22 protein-coding genes and 2 tRNA genes are annotated in these 19,958 nt (G+C 56.7%); 11 read left to right on the top strand and 13 right to left on the bottom strand.

Annotated elements, in window-relative coordinates; genetic code table 11:
* The first annotated feature begins 108 nt into the window (after window positions 1-108).
* The 4 genes from FE840_RS12810 (at window position 109) to FE840_RS12795 (ending at window position 3,027) form a co-directional block, all read left to right on the top strand.
* The gene (locus FE840_RS12810) at window positions 109-579 is read left to right on the top strand and encodes a RidA family protein (protein ID WP_138288749.1); all 471 of its coding nucleotides are present in this window, start codon (window positions 109-111) and stop codon (window positions 577-579) included.
* Window positions 579-1,307 (top strand): glycerophosphodiester phosphodiesterase, encoded by a 729-nt coding sequence (locus tag FE840_RS12805; RefSeq protein WP_138288777.1) that lies wholly within the window; start codon window positions 579-581, stop codon window positions 1,305-1,307. Before FE840_RS12810 ends, FE840_RS12805 begins: the two co-directional genes overlap by 1 nt.
* 10 nt (window positions 1,308-1,317) lie before the next feature.
* Window positions 1,318-2,517, top strand: a complete 1,200-nt coding sequence (locus FE840_RS12800; protein ID WP_138288750.1) for a GNAT family N-acetyltransferase — start codon at window positions 1,318-1,320, stop codon at window positions 2,515-2,517.
* A 72-nt stretch (window positions 2,518-2,589) separates the two neighbouring features.
* Entirely contained in the window at window positions 2,590-3,027 is a 438-nt protein-coding gene (locus FE840_RS12795) for an HIT family protein (RefSeq protein WP_138288778.1), read from the top strand.
* On the opposite strand, the gene FE840_RS12790 is transcribed toward FE840_RS12795, so the two are convergent.
* The 7 genes from FE840_RS12790 to cysE all read right to left on the bottom strand — a co-directional run bounded on the left by FE840_RS12790 (window position 3,012) and on the right by cysE (window position 8,988).
* Window positions 3,012-3,359 carry an AzlD domain-containing protein gene (locus tag FE840_RS12790; protein WP_138288751.1) on the bottom strand — a complete coding sequence of 116 codons (348 nt, stop codon included), beginning with the start codon at window positions 3,357-3,359 and terminating at the stop codon, window positions 3,012-3,014. The genes FE840_RS12795 and FE840_RS12790 overlap by 16 nt on opposite strands.
* Window positions 3,356-4,123 carry an AzlC family ABC transporter permease gene (locus FE840_RS12785; RefSeq protein ID WP_138288752.1) on the bottom strand — a complete coding sequence of 256 codons (768 nt, stop codon included), beginning with the start codon at window positions 4,121-4,123 and terminating at the stop codon, window positions 3,356-3,358. Before FE840_RS12785 ends, FE840_RS12790 begins: the two co-directional genes overlap by 4 nt.
* 78 nt (window positions 4,124-4,201) lie before the next feature.
* The gene (clpA, locus tag FE840_RS12780) at window positions 4,202-6,682 is read right to left on the bottom strand and encodes an ATP-dependent Clp protease ATP-binding subunit ClpA (protein WP_138288753.1); all 2,481 of its coding nucleotides are present in this window, start codon (window positions 6,680-6,682) and stop codon (window positions 4,202-4,204) included.
* Window positions 6,683-6,691: 9 nt separating this feature from the next.
* Entirely contained in the window at window positions 6,692-7,039 is a 348-nt protein-coding gene (gene clpS, locus FE840_RS12775; protein WP_138288754.1) for an ATP-dependent Clp protease adapter ClpS, read from the bottom strand.
* Between the two features lie 240 nt (window positions 7,040-7,279).
* The gene (locus FE840_RS12770) at window positions 7,280-7,627 is read right to left on the bottom strand and encodes a phasin family protein (protein WP_138288755.1); all 348 of its coding nucleotides are present in this window, start codon (window positions 7,625-7,627) and stop codon (window positions 7,280-7,282) included.
* Between the two features lie 202 nt (window positions 7,628-7,829).
* Window positions 7,830-8,033 (bottom strand): DUF3126 family protein, encoded by a 204-nt coding sequence (locus tag FE840_RS12765; RefSeq protein ID WP_138288756.1) that lies wholly within the window; start codon window positions 8,031-8,033, stop codon window positions 7,830-7,832.
* 130 nt (window positions 8,034-8,163) lie between these two features.
* Entirely contained in the window at window positions 8,164-8,988 is an 825-nt protein-coding gene (gene cysE / locus FE840_RS12760; protein WP_138288757.1) for a serine O-acetyltransferase, read from the bottom strand.
* A 73-nt stretch (window positions 8,989-9,061) separates the two neighbouring features.
* On the opposite strand from cysE, the gene FE840_RS12755 reads away from it, so the two are divergent.
* The gene (locus tag FE840_RS12755) at window positions 9,062-9,865 is read left to right on the top strand and encodes an enoyl-CoA hydratase-related protein (protein ID WP_138288758.1); all 804 of its coding nucleotides are present in this window, start codon (window positions 9,062-9,064) and stop codon (window positions 9,863-9,865) included.
* A gap of 14 nt (window positions 9,866-9,879) precedes the next feature.
* Here the strand turns inward: FE840_RS12755 and FE840_RS12750 are convergent, their stop codons facing one another.
* Window positions 9,880-10,659 carry an alpha/beta fold hydrolase gene (locus FE840_RS12750; protein ID WP_138288759.1) on the bottom strand — a complete coding sequence of 260 codons (780 nt, stop codon included), beginning with the start codon at window positions 10,657-10,659 and terminating at the stop codon, window positions 9,880-9,882.
* Window positions 10,660-10,820: 161 nt separating this feature from the next.
* Between FE840_RS12750 and FE840_RS12745 the strand changes: the two genes are divergently transcribed.
* On the top strand, window positions 10,821-11,066 hold the full coding sequence (locus FE840_RS12745; protein WP_138288760.1) for a zinc-finger domain-containing protein: 246 nt from the start codon (window positions 10,821-10,823) through the stop codon (window positions 11,064-11,066).
* A 26-nt stretch (window positions 11,067-11,092) separates the two neighbouring features.
* Window positions 11,093-12,253, top strand: coding sequence for an FAD-dependent oxidoreductase (locus FE840_RS12740; protein WP_138288761.1), 1,161 nt, complete (start codon window positions 11,093-11,095; stop codon window positions 12,251-12,253).
* A 4-nt stretch (window positions 12,254-12,257) separates the two neighbouring features.
* Here FE840_RS12740 and FE840_RS12735 read toward each other — a convergent pair whose 3' ends face one another.
* Window positions 12,258-13,448, bottom strand: coding sequence for a cystathionine beta-lyase (locus FE840_RS12735; protein WP_138288762.1), 1,191 nt, complete (start codon window positions 13,446-13,448; stop codon window positions 12,258-12,260).
* Window positions 13,449-13,816: 368 nt separating this feature from the next.
* On the opposite strand from FE840_RS12735, the gene FE840_RS12730 reads away from it, so the two are divergent.
* From FE840_RS12730 to FE840_RS12715, 4 genes are all read left to right on the top strand, one after another.
* Window positions 13,817-14,845 carry an amino acid ABC transporter substrate-binding protein gene (locus tag FE840_RS12730; protein WP_138288763.1) on the top strand — a complete coding sequence of 343 codons (1,029 nt, stop codon included), beginning with the start codon at window positions 13,817-13,819 and terminating at the stop codon, window positions 14,843-14,845.
* Between the two features lie 168 nt (window positions 14,846-15,013).
* Window positions 15,014-16,207, top strand: coding sequence for an amino acid ABC transporter permease (locus FE840_RS12725; protein ID WP_138288764.1), 1,194 nt, complete (start codon window positions 15,014-15,016; stop codon window positions 16,205-16,207).
* 2 nt (window positions 16,208-16,209) lie between these two features.
* Window positions 16,210-17,364, top strand: coding sequence for an amino acid ABC transporter permease (locus FE840_RS12720; protein WP_425502130.1), 1,155 nt, complete (start codon window positions 16,210-16,212; stop codon window positions 17,362-17,364).
* 17 nt (window positions 17,365-17,381) lie between these two features.
* Window positions 17,382-18,155, top strand: coding sequence for an amino acid ABC transporter ATP-binding protein (locus FE840_RS12715; RefSeq protein WP_138288766.1), 774 nt, complete (start codon window positions 17,382-17,384; stop codon window positions 18,153-18,155).
* 180 nt (window positions 18,156-18,335) lie between these two features.
* On the opposite strand, the gene FE840_RS12710 is transcribed toward FE840_RS12715, so the two are convergent.
* The 4 genes from FE840_RS12710 to FE840_RS12695 form a co-directional block, all read right to left on the bottom strand.
* Window positions 18,336-19,109 (bottom strand): nuclease, encoded by a 774-nt coding sequence (locus FE840_RS12710; protein ID WP_246318768.1) that lies wholly within the window; start codon window positions 19,107-19,109, stop codon window positions 18,336-18,338.
* Between the two features lie 227 nt (window positions 19,110-19,336).
* Window positions 19,337-19,413, bottom strand: a tRNA-Arg gene (locus FE840_RS12705).
* 40 nt (window positions 19,414-19,453) lie between these two features.
* On the bottom strand, window positions 19,454-19,759 hold the full coding sequence (locus FE840_RS12700; RefSeq protein ID WP_171033780.1) for an ETC complex I subunit: 306 nt from the start codon (window positions 19,757-19,759) through the stop codon (window positions 19,454-19,456).
* A gap of 88 nt (window positions 19,760-19,847) precedes the next feature.
* A tRNA-Pro gene (locus FE840_RS12695) sits at window positions 19,848-19,924 on the bottom strand.
* Window positions 19,925-19,958: the final 34 nt, after the last annotated feature.

The following is a 19,958-nucleotide window of genomic DNA, read 5'->3' as shown; positions in this document are numbered from 1 at the left end:
CCTGTTGTACGCGGTCACGATGTTATAAGAACAGTTCGGGCAAAAGCGAGACATGCTTTCAGCCTTCACGCCAATATGACGCTTTTTCAACAAGACCAGGAAATCGACATGTCCGACACCATCGACGGCCGCCTGCAATCCCTTGGCATCGTTTTGCCGGAAGCGGCGGCACCAGCTGCCAATTACGTGCCATATGTCATCAGTGGCAATCTCCTTTTTCTGTCGGGGCAACTTCCCATTGAGAACGGAAAAATCGCTGTTTCCGGTATCGTTGGCGCTGATGTGGAATTGAAAGATGCGCAGCGCGCGGCGGAACTGTGCGCCATCAATATTCTGGCACAGGCGAATGCAGCGCTCTTGGGCGACCTCTCCCGGATTGTCCGCGTCATCAAGCTGAATGGTTTCGTGGCCTCCACTCCCGCCTTTACCGACCAGCATCTCGTGATCAATGGTGCATCAAATCTCATTGCCAACGTCCTTGGTGAAGCCGGAAAGCATGCGCGCGCGGCAGTCGGCATGGCGTCCCTGCCGCTGAACGCCTCCGTCGAGATCGATGCCGTATTGGAGATCCGCCAGTGATGCATGTCGAATGGATCAAGGATCTTCCGGTCGCGCATAGGGGCTACCACGACCAAAACAAGACCGTTTGGGAAAACACGCTTTCCGCCTTCTCCCGGGCGGTCGATGCCGGTTTTGCCATCGAATGCGATATACAGCTTTCATCGGACAGCGTGCCGATGGTTTTCCATGATCACGATCTGCAGCGGCTTTGCGGGCTTGTTGGAGAGGTTCGGGAACGGACGGCTGCTGAGCTCTCGATGCTTTCAGTGGGTCAGACCGCAGACCGCATCCCCACGCTAAAGAAGATGCTTGAGCTGGTGAAGGGCCGGGTTCCGCTGGTGATCGAGCTCAAGGGTATCAGTGGCGAAGCCGATGACGGCTATGCCGAGAGCGTGCTCGAAGTGCTGGAAGGTTATCATGGTAAAGTCGCCCTGATGAGTTTCGATCACCACCTCCTCAAGGCATTGAAGGAAGCAGACTGCCCCTACCCCGTTGGCCTGACAGCGGAGGGTATGAGGACAGAACAATTCGCTGCCCACAAAGATGCCGTGTCGCTCGGACTGGACTTCGTCTCTTATTGTGTTGCGCATCTGCCGAATGACTTTGTCGCGGAGATGCGAAAAAGCGGCACACCTGTGATTACCTGGACCGTCAGGGATGAAATCATGCGGGCACAGACCTATAAATATGCTGACCAGATGACGTTTGAAGGCTTTGACCCGAGGCTTACCCCGGCAACAGCCTGACGGGAGAGCCATGGCCGACGAATTGACGATCCGCAGACTGTCTTCATTTTCGGATATCGACGCGGCTGAATGGAGCCAACTGTCCGGAGCCTCGCGCTTCGGACCTTCTTATAATCCATTTCTGTCTCATGCTTTCCTATCTTCACTGGAAGAGTCCGGCTCTGCTATCGCAGAAACCGGCTGGCTCGGGCAGCATCTGCTGCTTGAGGTAGAGGGAAGGCTTCTTGGGGCGATCCCCTGCTACCTGAAAAGCCATAGCCGCGGGGAATATGTGTTTGACCAGGGATGGGCCGACGCCTTCGGACGCGCCGGCGGGCGCTATTATCCCAAGCTCCAGGCCTCGATCCCGTTCACGCCTGCAACCGGTCAACGACTGCTTGTCCGTCAAGGCGAGGATCCGGCCATGGTTCGCACCATTCTTGCAGAAGGGCTGAGACAGACCACGGTAGAATTGGGCCTGTCCTCAGCCCATGTCACTTTCCTGCCCGAAGAGGAACTCTCTTCCCTTACGGCAAGCGAGTTTTTACATCGGACCGATCAGCAGTTCCACTTTCTGAACAAGGGCTATGCCAACCACGAGGAGTTTCTGGCCGAACTTTCCTCGTCCAAACGCAAGAACCTTAGGAAAGAGCGCCGGATTGCGCTCGAGAACGACATTTCTGTCGAGTGGCTGACGGGGAGTGAGCTCACCGAAGACATCTGGGATCAGTTCTATGCATTCTATATGGATACCGGGAGCCGCAAATGGGGCCGGCCTTACCTGACCCGTGCCTTCTATTCTCTGGTCGGAGAGCGTATGGCCGATGACATCCTGCTGGTGATGGCGAAACGGAACGGTCGCTACATAGCAGGGGCCATCAACTTCATCGGTGCCGATGCCCTATACGGGCGTCATTGGGGGTGCTTAGAAGACCACCCCTTCCTGCATTTCGAAGTCTGCTATCATCAGGCTATCGATTTCGCGCTCTCGAAGGGGCTTGCCCGGGTCGAAGCCGGTGCCCAAGGCGAACACAAGCTGGCGCGTGGATACCAGCCCGTCACCACGCATTCCGCCCATTTCATTTTGCATCCTGGGCTGCGAAAGGCCGTGTCCGACTATCTTGCGCATGAAAGGCGGGAGGTAGAGCATATAAGCGCCTATCTCGGCGAGCACACGCCGTTCCGCAAGGGTGAACTGCAAAGACGCGAGGGGGAAGAATTCGACGGTTGACACTCTGTCGGTCGGCTTGATCCTTTTCGGGAATTCGCCTTATGTTGCGGCGCAATCGAGGAGAGCCCCGTGATGACGAACAGTGCCTATGACGCCAACAACATCTTTGCCAAGATCCTCAAGGGTGAGATTCCGTCGGTCAAGGTCTATGAGGATGACGATGCGCTGGCCTTCATGGATGTCATGCCCCAGGCCCCCGGTCACCTGCTGGTGATCCCCAAAATCGGATCAAGAAACATTCTGGATGCCGATCCCGCTGTCCTTTCCAAGCTGCTGCCACTCATCCAGAAGCTGGCTCATGCGGTAAAAGACGCTTTCGAGGCTGACGGTATCCTGATCAACCAGTTCAACGAACCGGCGGCCGGTCAAACCGTTTTCCATCTCCATTTCCACATTATCCCACGTCATCAGGGGATGGGTTTGAAACCCCATGCCGGGGGCATGGAGAAAGTGGATGTGCTTGAGGCGAATGCAGCCAAGATCCGTGATGCGCTTCAGGAAAGCCCGTAACCAAGCATGTAGAGCCCGCTGGCAAGGATCGTCAGCGGGACCACTACACCGACAATCACCTTCTGGCCGCTGAGGAGAAAGGCGGCGAAACCGACACAGGCTGCAGTCAGTCGGAGCCAGAGAGGCGTTCCCTCCAGCGTGCCCGTGGGAAAAACAATCAGCTTGGCCGTTACCGCCATGACCAGAGATGTCGCCACAGCCTTGACCCAGTTCAGGGCCTCAGACCCCTCCTGAAGGCGGTTGCCTGTTACAACCCCAAGCCATCGCCATATATCGGTGGCAAGCCAACCGGCCAGAGCGATTACAATGAAGGGCCACAAATCCGTCATCATAGGACTTCCTCCGTGCTCACCGGATCGTCTTGTGTCTTCTTGTTTGCTCGAACGAGGAAGCGGTCAATGAGGTAGGCAAGTGTGCCGCCCACCAGACCAGCGACGAGAATATCGAAGCCTGGAATGAGCATGGCAAGCACCGGTCCTGAGACAACCCCCACCACAAAAGCGATTCGAACCACCGAATGCCGGGCGGTCGCCCAAATCGAAGCCATGAAATAGACGGGGGTAAGAAAGAAAAGCGTTCCGGCAATCAGTGGAGGAAAGGCTGCGACAAGGCTGTAGCAGACGCCCACAAGGATTGTGTTGATGGTGACAAGCGTGACGCCAAAGCCGGCAAAATAGCTTGTGCGCATCTCTCTCGGCACGTTCTTCAGCGTCCCCATGGCGAAGACCCAGGCCGTGATGGCGATGAAATGGGAGAGGAAAAGCAGGAGCCAGGTCGGCGTCTTCTCATTACGCATTTCGGGGATGAGCGACGCCACCATGGGCATCAGACGGATAGAAGAAAGCGATACGGCGAGGAACATGGCCAGCAGATTGGCGCCACTTGCCATCATGCCAACGAGGATCATCTTCGCAGGCAGCGCCCAGATCATCGCCGTCATGAACATCGCTTCTGCCCTGGGGATGCCAGATTCGAGCGCGAAGGCGGCAAATCCGACGAAGGACGTCATCAGAATCAGTGCAGGCAGGGAGACGATCCCGCGCATACCCTGGAAGAACCAATGGCGACGGGATGATTCAGGGGAGACCGAGGGCATGGGGTATTCCGGTGGATCAAAAGTCAGTGCCGGGCTTTATGCCCGGCACTGTTGAAAATACAGTCTGGCCTGACGGTCTTACTTCGACTTGGGAACTTTCGGGACAGCAGATCGCTTCGCAGGCTTCGGTGCCTCCTCAGCGATCACCGGCTCTACCTTGGCCGCCTTCGCGGTCTTGGCCTTGGTTGCCGTCTTCTTTTTCGGCTTTTCGGCCTTTTCGCTGGTCACCTCTGCCTCAGGCTTTGGCTTCACCGGCGCGACCTCCGCGAGGCAGTCTAGATCGAGCACCTCTTCACCGGCGTCGTTCGTCTTGATGCCGACCTTGACGACGCCGCCCTTCTTCAGCTTGCCAAACAGGATCTCGTTCGCCAGCGGCTTCTTAATATGCTCCTGAATGACGCGTGCGAGTGGCCGCGCGCCCATCTTCTCGTCATAGCCACGCTTGGCGAGCCAGCCGATCGCTGCGTCGGTAAGATCGAAGGTAACATTGCGTTCGGACAACTGCGCCTCAAGCTGCATGACGAACTTCTGCACGACCTTGTTGATGACTTCCGTCGGCAAAGGAGCAAACGGGATGGTCGCATCAAGGCGGTTGCGGAACTCAGGCGTGAACAGGCGGTTCAACGCCTCTTCATCCTCACCCGTGCGCTTCGAAGATCCGAAGCCAATCGCCGATTTTGCCATTTCCGAGGCACCGGCATTGGTGGTCATGATCAGAATGACATTGCGGAAATCGATCTTCTTGCCGTTATGATCTGTCAGCGAGCCATGGTCCATGACCTGCAGCAGAATGTTGTAGATGTCCGGATGCGCCTTCTCGATTTCGTCGAGCAGCACGACGGAATGCGGATGCTGATCGACCCCGTCAGTCAGCAAACCACCCTGGTCAAAGCCGACATAGCCGGGAGGGGCTCCGAGCAGACGAGAAACGGTGTGACGCTCCATATATTCCGACATGTCGAAGCGCAGAAGCTCGACACCAAGCGACGATGCCAGCTGCTTGGCCACTTCGGTCTTGCCGACGCCCGTCGGGCCGGAGAAGACATAGCAGCCGATCGGCTTGTTTGGTTCACGCAAACCGGCACGCGCCAGCTTGATGGATGTCGACAAGGCTTCGATCGCCGTATCCTGTCCGTAGACAACAGAGCGCAATTCCTTGTCCAGATTGGCGAGGACCATCTCGTCGTCCTTGGAAACGGTCTTCGGCGGAATGCGGGCCATGGTCGCAATGGTCGCTTCGATCTCCTTTTCGGTGATCAGCTTGCGACGACGCGAGACTGGCAAAAGCATCTGTGCGGCACCGGTTTCATCGATAACGTCGATGGCCTTGTCCGGCAGCTTGCGATCCGAGATATAACGGGCAGACAGCTCGACAGCCGTCTTGATCGCCTCGTTGGAGTAGCGAAGCTTGTGATACTCCTCGAAATAGGGCTTCAGGCCCTTCATGATTTCGATCGCATCATCAACCGATGGCTCGTTGACGTCGATCTTCTGGAAACGGCGGACAAGGGCGCGGTCCTTTTCGAAGAACTGACGATACTCCTTGTAGGTCGTCGAGCCGATGCAGCGGATCGAACCGGACGATAGCGCCGGCTTCAGCAGATTGGACGCATCCATGGCGCCACCCGAGGTGGCCCCTGCACCAATGACCGTGTGGATTTCGTCGATGAAGAGCACGGCACCCGGATACTCTTCCAGTTCCTTGACGACCTGCTTCAGACGCTCTTCAAAATCCCCGCGATAACGGGTGCCTGCAAGAAGCGTCCCCATGTCGAGCGAGAAGATCGTTGCATCAGCAAGCGCCTCAGGAACCTTACCTTCCACGATACGCTTAGCCAGACCTTCGGCGATTGCGGTCTTCCCGACGCCCGGATCACCGACATAGAGCGGATTGTTCTTTGAACGCCGGCACAGGATCTGGATGGTCCGGTTGACCTCGTCCATACGCCCGATCAGCGGATCGATCCGGCCAGTCTTGGCCTTTTCATTCAAGTTGACGCAATAGGCCTTGAGCGCGTCCTGCTTGTTCTTGGCAGAACCCTCCTCCTGTTCGCGTCCCTGCTTTGCCTCGCCTTCGCTTTCTTCGGCGCCACGGGGTGTGCGGACCTGCGAAGCGCCCGGACGTTTGCCGATACCATGCGAAATATAATTGACGGCGTCATAGCGCGTCATTTCCTGCTCCTGCAGGAAATAGGCCGCATGACTTTCGCGCTCGGCAAAGATGGCCACCAGCACATTTGCCCCGGTCACTTCTTCACGACCGGAGGACTGTACATGGATGACAGCGCGCTGAATGACCCTCTGGAAGCCCGAGGTCGGCTTTGAATCTTCATCATAACCTGTGATCAGGTTGGCCAGGTCATTGTCGACATAATCGGTGACCGTCTTGCGCAATGCATCGAGATTGACGTTGCAGGCGCCCATCACGGCCGCTGCATCCGCGTCATCGATCAGCGCAAGCAGAAGATGCTCGAGCGTCGCATATTCGTGATGGCGCTCGTTGGCGTAGGTCAGGGCCTGGTGCAGCGCTTTTTCTAGGCTGGGGGAAAATGTTGGCACGTCTGATCCTCACTTCTTTTCCATGACGCATTGTAGCGGATGTTCATGCTGTCTGGCGAAGTCCATAACCTGCGACACTTTGGTTTCGGCGACTTCGTAGGTGAAGATACCGCATTCCCCCACACCATGATTGTGAACATGCAACATGATTCGGGTAGCAGCTTCCCTATCCTTCTGAAAAAAGCGCTCCAGGATATGGATCACAAATTCCATCGGTGTGTAGTCGTCGTTCAGAAGCAGGACACGATACAGATTGGGCTTCTTTGTCTTAGGCTTGGTGCGCGTGATCACCGAGGTGCCGCGATTGGCATTGTCCCCGTCACGCTGGCTCTGCATGAAGACCGGCTTAGCGATCATTTCAGTTCATTCTCCGTAGTTCGACCGCTTTGCCCTTCAGCACGACCCGGACGAACAGTCATTCTAGTAGGTAGTTCGAAACTCGCTGATTTTAAGCCCCCCAAAGTCGGAAGACGACGTTTTGTCCCACAGCGTTAGTGCAATAAAAACTCGAAGCTACAGGTTATACCAGGTGCCACAAATGGCAAGACCGGCTGCGCTTGGCGCAACCGGTCTCGCATGGTCTGCACAAGGTTCAGATCAGGCGGCAGAGGCTGCCGGCGCCATTGCCTTGGTCATCGGTGTTTCAAAAGGCTTGTAGACGGTTTTTGCGAGGTCGGCATACATCTCGCTCATCTTCGTCGCTTCGGCCACAAAGCTCTCATAGGAACTCTTGGCGAAGCTTGTCTGGAGCTCGACAACCGCTTCGATGCTCTTGGCACCCGTCAGCTTCTCCATGTGACTGGCAACATCCTGGAAGGATTTTTTGGAGAATTCCGTCGCCTCTGCTGCGATAGCCTGAAAACCCTTGGTCACTTCAGCGTAATTCTTCATCATGGCGTCCATGGCTTCCTTGCCCTTCTGATTGGCATCATCGATATTCATCATTTCAAATCCCTCCTGTTGCTCATTTAAGCCGTGACGAACATAGCACCTGCACAAATCGGATCAAGTAGTTTTGTGCGCCGCACTTAAACTCTCAGGTTGTATACAATGGCAAAAAAACGGTCGACCGCACCCGGTCGACCGCTATCACTCTGACAGGCTTTGCTTAAGTGCAAGGAGGCCTGCAACTTCAGGATTGGTGTGACTAAAGGTCCACGTCGAGAATGGCCATGGAAAAATTGTAGGACAGATCGCCATCTTCCTCGTCCTTGAAAACCACGCCTAGGAATTCGTCACCGACATAGACCTCGGCAGAGTCGTCTTTGCGTGGCCTCGCCTTTACCACCATGTTCGGATTGAAGGTCCGCTTGAAGTAGGCTTCGAGCTTCTTGATTTCATCTGGCTTCACGCTGCATCTCCGTCGGCTTTTTCAAATTGCGCCGCTTGTGGCACGGCTTTTCCGCCGATGTAAAGACAAGAAGGGCAGTTTGCCCAAGCCAATGGGCAAAACTTCTTCTGCAAGCTCCTCGTGACGCAACCTATTCCTCGGATGCGAGCATCTGATCCATGGAACGCGAAGGCTCGGCACAACCGGCCTCTCCGACGACCCGTGCCGGCACGCCTGCAACTGTGGTGCACTTGGGAACAGGCTTCAAAACCACCGAGCCCGCAGCGATGCGTGAGCAACTGCCGACTTCGATGTTGCCGAGCACCTTGGCCCCTGCCCCGATCAGCACACCGTCACCGATCTTCGGATGGCGATCTGCGCCTTCCTTGCCAGTGCCGCCAAGCGTCACACCATGCAGGATGGAGACATTGTCGCCAATACGCGCCGTCTCGCCGACCACGAGGCCGGTGGCATGGTCCAGGAAGATGCCTTTGCCGATCCGAGCCGCCGGGTTTATGTCGGTCTGGAACATGTTCGACGAACGGCTTTGCAGATATAATGCAAAGTCCCGCCGACCTTGCTGCCACAGCCAGTGCGCCAGACGATGGGTCTGCAGCGCATGGAAACCCTTGAAATAGAGCACCGGCTCAATGAAGCGGGTGCAGGCCGGGTCCCGATCATAGACCGCCTGGATGTCGACCCGCATGATCGCGCTCCAATCGGGCCAATCTGCAAGCATGTCTTCAAAAGCCTGACGCAACAAGATCGCCGGAAGATCCGAATGATCAAGTCGCTCGCAGATCCGATAAATCACACAGTCTTCCAAGGAGCGATGGCTGAGCACCGTGGCATGGAAGAAGGCCGCGAGCATGGGGTCCTGATCCGCAGCTGTGCGTGCCTCATGCCGCAGACTGTCCCAGATCGGGTCCATCGACTTAATGTGTTCGGACTTGAACGCTTCCGGTTTTGCGACCATTGCCGGTCTCCTCATCTGGACTGCAGTTGCATTATATAGTCGAAGGCGGTCACTTCTCAAATGGGCATTCAACATGAAACGCATGCATGAATTTGCAACGGGACAAATCAAGGCGGAGTGCGAAGCCGGAATTGGTCAATTGATCATCGATAACCCGTCCAGGAAGAACGCGATCAATGCCGCCATGTGGCGGGCGATCCCCGATGCCATCAATTGGCTGGTTAATCAGGGCGGCGCTGCGGTCATCCTGCTCAGCGGTGGGGGTTCTGTCGATTTCAGCGCAGGCGCCGACATTTCCGAATTTGATACCGTCCGCAAAGACGCTGAAACGGCGCGCATTTATGAAGCGAGCAACAGCCGTGCCTTTGCCGCCATTCGCAATGCTTCCGTTCCGGTTATCGTTGCCATTCGTGGTGTCTGCTACGGTGGAGGCTTTGGGCTGGCTGCCGCCGCCGATCTGAGACTTGCCAGCGACGATGCGATCTTCGCCGTACCAGCGGCCCGCCTTGGCCTCGCCTACCCGGCTGACGCGATCCAGGATTTTATCCATGGGTTGGGATCGCAACTGGCACGGAAAGCCCTTTTCACCGGCATGTCATTTCGGGCCGGAGAAATGGCAAAGGCTGGTTTCCTGCTTAAAGTGACCAGCAGCGACAGCCTTCATGCGCATGCCCAACAACTGGCCGAGACAGTTGGCGCGAACGCGCCCCTATCGCTGCGCGCCGCGAAACTGGCTCTGCGGGCTTTCGAACAAAATGACGAGGACCTTCTGCGCGATGCAGAGATCATCGGCGCATCGACCTTTACCAGCGAGGACTATGCCGAGGGCCGTCAGGCTTTCAGGGAAAGGCGCCGCCCCATCTTCCACGGGCGCTGAAGTGGAGACCTAACCTAGTCGAAGCGCTGGTAGAACTCCAGGACAGCCTTCTTGAACACGCGATCTCCTACCGCCAGCATATGATCCCGGTTCGGGATGTCGAGTGCCGTGGCATCCTTCATCAATGACGCCAACTCCGCCGGCGAACCGGCGATATCATCCTTCGTCCCGACGCCGATCAATGTCGGCACATCCACGCTCGCGATGTCTGCTCGGCTGACCAGAACACGCGAGGTGCGAATACAGGCTGCCAGCGCCTGCCGGTCCGACTTGGTCTGATCGGCAAAGGCCCGAAACATGCGACCGCGCTCATGCGTGACGACGTCCAGAGACGGCGCGAGCAGTGCATCGGCAATCGGATCCCAATCGCCCACACCATCGCAGAGGCCAATGCCAAGACCACCAAAAACGAGAGACCGCACCCGGTCCGGGTGTTCGATCGCCAGGAAAGCCGAGATTCGCGCACCCATGGAATAGCCCATCACATGGGCCCGCGAGATGCCAAGATGGGTCAAGAGAGCAGCTGCGTCACCCGCCATCAGTGAGGGATGGTAGAGCTCCGCCTCACGGGGTTTGTCGCTTGCACCATGACCTCTATTGTCGAGCGCAATAACGCGGAACCCGGCGTCACCAAGTGTCCTCAGCCAGCCGGGATAGACCCAGTTGACATTCGCTGTCGAGGCAAAGCCATGAATCAGCAATACCGGGGCACCAGACGGATCGCCATCATCGAAATAGGCAAGTTCCAAGCCATCGTGAGAAAATCGAGAAAACGCAGGTGCATCGAGGTTCATGAGTGGATCCTATGGTCAATTGGCTCGCACCATATTGATATGGCGAGCGACATCAATTGCCGCAGGTCCATTTTCTGTGGGTCTCACCGCCGTTTGGCTCTACACATTCCAAGCATCCGGCGCTAATGTCCGGCAAAATTCCAAAGCATTCGGAGACTGACATGGCCGGCCATACCATTCCTCACTTCCAGAACGACGGCGGTCATCGCGTAATCGAGATCGGCGTGAAGGAATTCATGTGCACCGGCGCCTCGTCGCCATTCGACCATCCGCATATCTTTATCGATATGGGCGATGAGAACGAAAAAGTCTGCTCCTATTGCTCGACCCTCTATCGCTTCAATTCGACACTCAAGGCCGAGCAGACAAACCCGCCAGGGTGTGTCTACCACGTGAAAGCAGCCTGAAACCTGATTTTGACAGGCAGATCAGTATGAACGTCAGCACCGCCGTCATCATTGGAGCCGGCGTGGCTGGCTTAACGGCGGCACTTTCCCTTGCCCGCAAGGGTGTGTCCTCAACCGTTCTCGAACAGGCCCCCCAGCTTGGCGAAGTTGGTGCCGGGCTGCAGCTGTCTCCCAATGCGACACGCATTCTGGCGCTGCTCGATGTCTTGCCGGATATCGAAAGGCAATGGCTGGAGCCCAAGAGCGTTACCCTTGCTTCTGGGCAGTCACTGCGGGAACTGACTGCAATCCCTGTCAAGGAGATCGCAAGGTCGCGGTGGGGCGCACCCTATGGCGTCTTGCATCGATCGACCCTGCAGCAAGCACTCTTGAAAGCCGTGTTGCATGAACCTCTATGCCATTTGAAGCTTGGAACGCGCGTTGATGGCATCAGTCGCGAGGAAATTGGCGATCTTGCGGGCGTCAAACCAGACCTGGTGATTGGAGCTGATGGGGTATGGTCCAGTTGCCGTGACTTTGTTCCGGATGCGCCGCATGTCAGCTTTTCCGGCAATATTGCATGGCGCTTCACCATACCGGCGGCAAGTGCGCCGACATTTCTGGCGCATGATCGCGTGATGGCCTTTCTGGGAGCAAAGAGCCACCTGGTTTGTTACCCGTTGCGCGAGATTGACGGTTTCAACCTCGTCGCCATTTCAAGCGGCACAGGCGCCGCGGAAAGCTGGGCCATCGATGCAGATGCCGCACGGCGCGCCATGCTGCTTGAACGATTCCACGGCTGGCACCAGCAGATCAGGCATATCCTGGCCGGCGCAGAGCACCCGACCTTCTGGCCACTCTACGAAGCCACTGACGGCGCCTGGCACAATGGGATCGATACAGTTCTCATCGGAGACGCGGCGCATGCCATGATGCCCTTCTCGGCCCAGGGCGCTGCCATGGCAATCGAAGATGCATTTTCGCTCGCCGAAAGCCTGAGCCATGCCACCTTGCCAAGCGCGCTGGCCGCTTTCGAGTCAGACAGAAAAAGCCGCGCCAGGCGCGTCAAGAAGCGCGGCCAATTGAACAAGTTTGCCTATCATGCCCGAGGACCAATCCGTCTCGGTCGAGATCTCGTTCTGTCCCTCAAGTCGCCGCAGAGCCTCGCCCAGGACCTGGACTGGCTCTACGGCTTCCGGATCAAGTAATCTGTCAGATCGCCGCAGCGGCAGCAAAGCCGCGTTCCAGATCGGCCATCAGGTCTTCGACGTTTTCGAGGCCGATCTGAAGACGGATGACCTGTCCGTCCGCGGGTGCCTTGCGGATCTTGCGATCCGACAGGTTGACCAGAACCGCGAGGCTTTCATAACCGCCCCAGGAATAACCAAGGCCGAACAGTTCCAGCGCATCCAGAAAAGCCTTGGCGCGCGCCTTTGCCATCTGTGGATCATGTCCACCGAAAACCATCGAAAACACACCGCTTGCCCCCTTGAAATCGCGCTTCCAAAGGTCGTGACCGGGAAAGCTGGGTAGGCCCGGATGAAGCACACGAGAAACATCGGGCCGTGATTCCAGCCATTTGGCCACAGTCAATGCACTCTTTTCATGATGCGCAAGCCGCAAGCCCATCGAGCGCAGACCGCGCAGGATCTGGTAGCTATCTTCCGGTGCACCGCACATGCCAAGCGCCCAGTTGGCATCCTTAAGCTTCGGCCAGTGGGCTTGATTAGCCGAAACCGTTCCCATCAGGATGTCTGCATGGCCGGATGGATATTTTGTCGCTGCATGGATCGAGATATCGACTCCAAAATCCAGCGGCCTGAAATAGAGCGGGGTCGCCCAGGTATTATCCATGGTCACGACGCAACCATGGCGATGAGCAATCTCGGCGATCAGCCGGATGTCCTGCATCTCAAATGTGTTTGATCCCGGGGCTTCGGTGTGAACCAGGCGTGTGTTCGGGCGAATGAGGCGCTCGATACCCTCGCCGATTTCCGGGTCATAATATTCGAATTCAACACCAAGCCGGCTCATCATCGTATCGCAGAAGTATCGGCAGGGCGCATAAACGGAATCGACGACCAGCGCATGGTCTCCCGCCGACAGCACTGATAAGAATGGCACGGTGATGGCAGCCAATCCTGAAGGAACAAGAATGGTTCCTGCCGATCCTTCAAGCGCATCCATCGCCTGGCACAGGGCATCGGTGGTCGGCGTTCCACGCGTTCCATAGATGTATTTCTGGCCATGGCTTTCCATGGTTGCGACATCCGGAAACAGGACAGTGGAGGCCTTAACGACCGGTGGATTGACAAAACCATGAAAGCTCGCGGGATCGTGCCCCAAGTGGCATAGTTGCGTGTCGGTCCCAGCATTCGCCAGAAACTCGGATCTGTCGTTCATTCTTCGCGCCTTTCAGCAGTCTTGCGGATATCGGGAGTTTTGGGCAGACGCATCATGAGCGTCAAGCCTGCAATGAGATGGCAGAATTCAAGCGAGCTATGCAAGGAAAACAAAGCAGGTTTATTTTAGCGGCGATTTTTTCACCAAGATGCGCTCAAAATACTCAAGAAATGCTCTGAATTAATGCAAAAAAAGCAAATTGCCGCTTTTCCTCGCAATTTCCACCTTAAAGACTTGACCCTGCATTCATTTCCGACTGTGATGCAGAGGCTCGCATTGGGAGAACCGCGAGCCGACGGGCGCCGCTTTTTCGTTTGAAAACGCCGGCAGACGTTGATGGAAAAAACAACGAACAAAGGTTGGGAAAAATGAACAACAAGTTCCTGTCAGTCGCACTTGGCGCTGCAGTCCTGGGGTTTGGCGCGTCGGCTGCTGGCGCAGCGACCCTTGATGACGTCAAGGCAAAGGGCTTTGTCCAGTGCGGCGTGAACACGGGTCTTGCCGGCTTTGCGTCCCCGGATGCCGCTGGCAACTGGACCGGCTTCGACGTTGACTACTGCAAGGCTGTTGCCGCTGCGATCTTTGGCGATGCGAACGCCGTAAAGTACACGCCGACCACCGCCCAGAGCCGCTTCACCGCTCTTCAGTCTGGCGAAGTTGACCTGCTTGCCCGCAACACAACGTGGACAATCAGCCGCGACACCGCGCTCGGCTTCAACTTCCGCGCTGTCAACTATTATGACGGTCAGGGCTTCATGGTTCCAAAGAGCCTGAACGTGTCTTCCGCTCTCGAACTGTCGGGCGCTGCAGTTTGCGTTCAGTCCGGCACGACAACCGAACTCAACCTTGCCGACTACTTCAAGGCCAATAACCTCGAATACCGTCCGGTCGTTTTCGAAAAGCTGGAAGAAGTCAACGCCGCCTATGCTGCTGGCCGTTGCGACGTCTACACCACCGACCAGTCGGGCCTGTATTCGATCCGCCTCACGCTGACCAACCCGGACGACCACGTCGTTCTGCCGGAAATCATCTCGAAGGAGCCGCTTGGTCCGGCCGTTCGTCAGGGTGACGACCAGTGGTTCGACATCGTTTCGTGGACCCACTACGCCATGCTTCAGGCCGAAGAATTCGGCATCACGCAGGCAAATGTCGACGAAATCCGGTCCTCCACCACCAATCCTGACATTCGTCGCTTCCTCGGCGTGGAAGCCGATTCCAAGATCGGCACCGACCTCGGCCTGACCAACGACTGGGCCTATAACATCATCAAGGGCGTCGGCAACTACGGCGAAGTCTTCGAGCGCAACATCGGTGTCAACACGCCGCTGAAGATCGAGCGCGGCGTCAACGCGCTGTGGACCAAGGGTGGTCTGCAGTACGCTCCGCCGATCCGCTAAGATACGGCAGGGAATTAACGAGGCGGCGAAAGCCGCCTCGTGCATAATAAGCCAAGCGATTGCCTGATCAGCAGCGGCAAGGTCAAAGCCGGCACGAAGAACAAAAAGACTGGCGATCGTGGAAAAAAACAAAAAAGGCTCAAGTTAGCCTCGGGGATTTGGCACAGTATGACGGATCACGCCATTAATGGAGCTGCCGAAAGGCAGAGCATGGGCTCGCTGATCTACGACCCGAAAGTAAGATCCATCTTTTTTCAGGTTGTCACGATCGCTGTTCTGACGTTCATCGTCTGGACCATTGCAAACAACACTATCGAAAACCTGGCCCGGTCAAATACAGCGTCGGGCTATGACTTTCTCAACGGCCGCGCAGGCTTCGATATTGGGCAAAGCCTTATCGAGTATAGCAGCGATTCCACCTATGGTCGGGCCATACTCGTCGGCTTTCTCAACACGCTTCTCGTTGCTATCGTCGGCATCATCACCGCCACGATCCTCGGCTTCATCATCGGTATCGGACGCTTGTCGCGCAATTGGTTGATCGCCAAGATCTGTACCGTTTATGTCGAAGGTTTTCGCAACCTGCCGCCGCTGCTCGTTATCTTCTTCTGGTATTCCGGTGTTCTGCAGACATTGCCGCAGCCGCGTGACGCGCTTGAACTGCCAATGTCGATGTATCTGAGCAATCGCGGCTTGACCTTTCCAAAGCCGATCTGGGGTGACGGCGCCAGCATCATTCCGATTGCCCTCGTACTCGGCATTATCGGCGCAGTCGTTGTTGCACGCTGGGCCAAGGCGCGTCAGATGCGCACCGGTCAGACATTTCCGACCGGCTGGGTTGTTTCGGCTCTGATCATTGGTCTGCCGTTGCTCGGATTTGTTATTGCGGGCGCTCCGCTGACTTTCGATTTTCCGGTCGCAGGTCGCTTCAACATGACCGGCGGCGCAGTCATTGCCCCTGAATTCGTGGCTCTCTATCTTGCCCTGTCATTCTATACCGCTGCCTTTATCGCGGAAATCATCCGTGCGGGCATCCAGGGTGTCTCGAAGGGTCAGACTGAGGCCGCATCAGCGCTTGGCTTGCAGCCATCGACGACGACACGTCTCGTTGTTGTTCCGCAGGCGATGCGGATCATTATCCCGCCGCTGACAAGCCAGTATCTCAACCTGACGAAAAACTCCTCGCTCGGAGTTGCCGTCGGTTTTCCGGAACTGGTCTCCACAGGAGGAACGACGCTGAACCAGACCGGCCAGGCGATTGAAGTCGTCTCCATCTGGCTCGTTGTCTATCTGTCCATCAGTATTGTGACCTCACTCTTCATGAACTGGTTCAATGCTCGAATGGCTCTGGTGGAGAGATGACCATGGCGCGTGAGTTTTCTTATGTCCGCCAGGAGATGCTGGCGGCTCAACCGGCGCCGACGAGTTCGGGAACGGCCCTTTCCTGGATCAAGGAGAATCTGCTGGCCACGCCCAAGGATGTCATACTGACACTGATCGGCGTTGCCGTGCTTATCATGGTTCTGCCTGGCACCATTAACTGGCTCTTCCTGGATGCCGCCTGGGTGGGGGCTGACCGCGCGGTCTGCGCCACGATCGCTCAGGGCGGCAGCCAACCCGATGGTTGGTCCGGAGCGTGCTGGGCCTTCGTGGAGAGTCGCTTGTCACAGTTCATCTTCGGTCGCTACCCGGTCGATGAACGCTGGCGGGTGATCCTGGTGGGTGCGATGTTCGTTGCGCTTCTGGTGCCGATGCTGATGCCCAAGGCGCCACGCAAGGGACTGAATGCCCTGCTGCTTTTCATCGTTTTCCCGGTCGTCGCATTCTTCCTTCTGCATGGGGGTGCTTTCGGCCTGGTTGAGGTGGAAACCCCGCTGTGGGGTGGATTGATGGTCACGCTGATCCTGTCTTTCGTCGGGATCGCGGTGTCCTTGCCTCTTGGTATTCTGCTCGCGCTCGGGCGGCGTTCGGACATGCCGGTAATCAAGACCATCTGCATCATCTTCATCGAAGTGGTGCGCGGTGTTCCGCTGATCACGGTTCTGTTCATGGCCAATGTGATGTTGCCACTGTTCATGCCCACAGGCTGGACAATCGACAACTTCCTGCGCGCCCTGATCGGTGTCGCTCTCTTCGCATCGGCCTACATGGCTGAAGTTGTGCGCGGCGGCCTGCAGGCAATTCCAAAGGGACAATATGAAGGCGCCGATTCGCTCGGCCTCAGCTTCTGGCAAAAGACGCGCCTCATCATATTGCCGCAGGCGATCAAGCTGGTCATTCCCGGTATCGTCAACACATTTATCGGCCTCTTCAAGGACACATCCCTTGTCTCAATCATCGGCATGTTCGATCTGCTCGGTATCGTGCGACTGAATTTCACCGATGCGACATGGGCAACGCCCGTGACACCGCTCACGGGACTGATCTTTGCGGGCTTTATTTTCTGGATCTTCTGCTTCGGCATGTCACGCTACTCCGCCTTCATGGAGCGGCATCTCGACACCGGCCACAAGCGATAGAACTAAGGGGAACAACAATGGCAGATGCCAATACGGCTCAGATGACCGTCTCGGATTCCGAGGTCGCTGTCGAACTGACAAACATGAACAAGTGGTATGGTGACTTCCACGTATTGCGGGATATCAACCTCAAGGTTATGAGAGGTGAGCGTATCGTTATCGCCGGGCCTTCCGGCTCAGGCAAATCGACGATGATTCGTTGCATCAATCGACTGGAGGAGCATCAGGCAGGGACCATCGTCGTCGATGGGATCGAACTGACGAACGACCTCAAGAAGATCGACGAAGTCCGCCGTGAAGTCGGGATGGTTTTCCAGCACTTCAACCTCTTCCCGCATTTGACGATCCTGGAGAACTGCACCCTGGCCCCGATCTGGGTGCGAAAAATGCCAAAGAAACAGGCCGAGGAAATTGCGATGCATTTCCTTGAGCGGGTGAAGATCCCGGAACAGGCGCACAAGTATCCTGGTCAGCTATCGGGTGGTCAGCAGCAGCGCGTTGCCATCGCCCGCGCGCTTTGCATGAAACCGAAGATCATGCTTTTTGACGAGCCGACATCGGCGCTCGATCCGGAAATGGTCAAGGAAGTTCTCGACACCATGGTGAGCCTTGCGGAAGAAGGCATGACCATGCTCTGCGTTACCCACGAAATGGGCTTTGCCCGTCAGGTAGCAAACCGCGTCATATTCATGGACCAGGGCCAGATCGTCGAGCAGAACTCGCCGGCAGAGTTCTTCGACAATCCGCAGCATGAACGCACACGGTTGTTCTTGAGCCAGATCCTGCACTAATTGCCAGCTATCGGCTAGCAACAAAGCCCGCTCGGTTCACAACCTGGCGGGCTTTCTGCTTATGTGACCTTCTGCATTGAGCGAACTTCGTCTGACAACACCAGGCCACATGATGGGCGTGCGTCTCATATCCAGTGTCGAGGGACACAGCCCCACCCAGGCATGATGAACAAGATGGTGTCAGGAGCACCAGCCTTGCTGGCGGCTGGCACGCGGCTTGGCCAAACCCTCGGAGACAAGAATTGAACCGAGTGAGCGACCATCACGGGTTACCACCCGGTGCACTGCGGTCGACTGCGCTGCATCGGCCTGGTCACGGAGCTCTTGAAGATTGAAGCGCCCCTCATTCAGCAAGTCCTTCAGGCGCACCTTCGCCTTGAAACCAAGGTCACGTTCCTGTTGGCAGTCCGCTCCTTCGGTTCGCGGAGTGATCACATCTGCCAGTGTGATCCGGGTGCTGCGATACCAGAAGGTGTCACCTTCGGCGACACAGTTGTCGAGGCCAGAAGTGCCGCAGAAGTAGAAACGACCCGACAATCCCTCACCGATGGTGGCCCTGTCAGCAGTGGATGCGGCCACGGATTGCTGCCCGATCACGTCGACTGTCGGTTTCACCACCGGCAGAGGCGCACCGGCAGTTTCGGGAACCCTCTCAGGCGGAATTGGCCCAAGCCTTGGCGGTGCTGTTTCGGGCTTGGTTGCAACGGCGGTATCACGCTTCTCCTTCGGTGGCGCGCTGGCCACCTGGGGGCTGCTGCCGCCGGACGAGAGATAGGGTGAAACGGTTCGCCAGGCCGAGACGCGATTGTCATAAAGCGCAATGCCGCCGACCACCACCAAAAGTACCAGCAACCAAGGCGTCAATCCGGCAGCACCCGACCGCCCGTTTCCACGCGTCCGGCGTTGTGTCTTTCGGCGTCGCGCCGGAGCACGGCGGGCGTTGTTGCGGGCCATCATCATTCCTCTGTTGCGTCTATTATCGGGACGAAGAGTTTCCGAAAGGTTGGCAACTTGGAAAGGATTGGGTTTTCAGAAGATCGTTCTGGAGATGGCGCCGGCGATCGGTGGGGCGTGAGGCAGTTAACTGCCCACTGACATTGCAAAAACCGAAATTGGAAGCTCCGGATATACAGTTGCTTCCTTCGCCACCAGAGATACGGGAGGTATCATTACTTGAAGACTGGCGATCCCTGTAGGGCTCGAACCTACGACCTAGTGCTTAGAAGGCACTTGCTCTATCCAGCTGAGCTAAGGGACCGTCGTGGAGGCGTTACGCCGCCTCTTTCACTTTCATTGGATCAATGCGTCCAGGGCTGCAAACGGCTGTAGCGGAAGTTATCGGTGTAGGAAACCACCTGCCGCTTTGCTTCTTTCGGCATGATGACACGGTACTCAATTCCCTCGCGCTTGGCATAGGCTTCGGCCTGTTCCAGCGTTTCGAAACTTAACTTGACCTGCTGGCGCGTATCCGCCGAACTGGTATAGCCCATCATGGGGTCAATCTTGCGGGGAGTGGACTGATCAAATTCAAGGATCCACAAATGAGTCTTCGCCTTGCCCGACTGCATGGCCGTCTTTGCGGGGCGGTAGATCTTTGCAGACATTTGCGCTTCCATCTCCAAGATTAAAGCGGCAGACCGTTCAGCCGCTCCGAACCGGCCAGCCGAACCGAGAAGGTTCCGCCGAATTGCATGGTCGGAGTGGAGAGATTCGAACTCCCGACCCTCTGGTCCCAAACCAGATGCGCTACCAGACTGCGCTACACTCCGTCCTGCAATGGTGCCGAGATACACGGTTCACCCT

The organism is Peteryoungia desertarenae (genome assembly GCF_005860795.2).
In the GTDB taxonomy this organism is placed as follows: domain Bacteria; phylum Pseudomonadota; class Alphaproteobacteria; order Rhizobiales; family Rhizobiaceae; genus Allorhizobium; species Allorhizobium desertarenae.
This window is presented reverse-complemented; position numbering and strand designations above follow the sequence as displayed.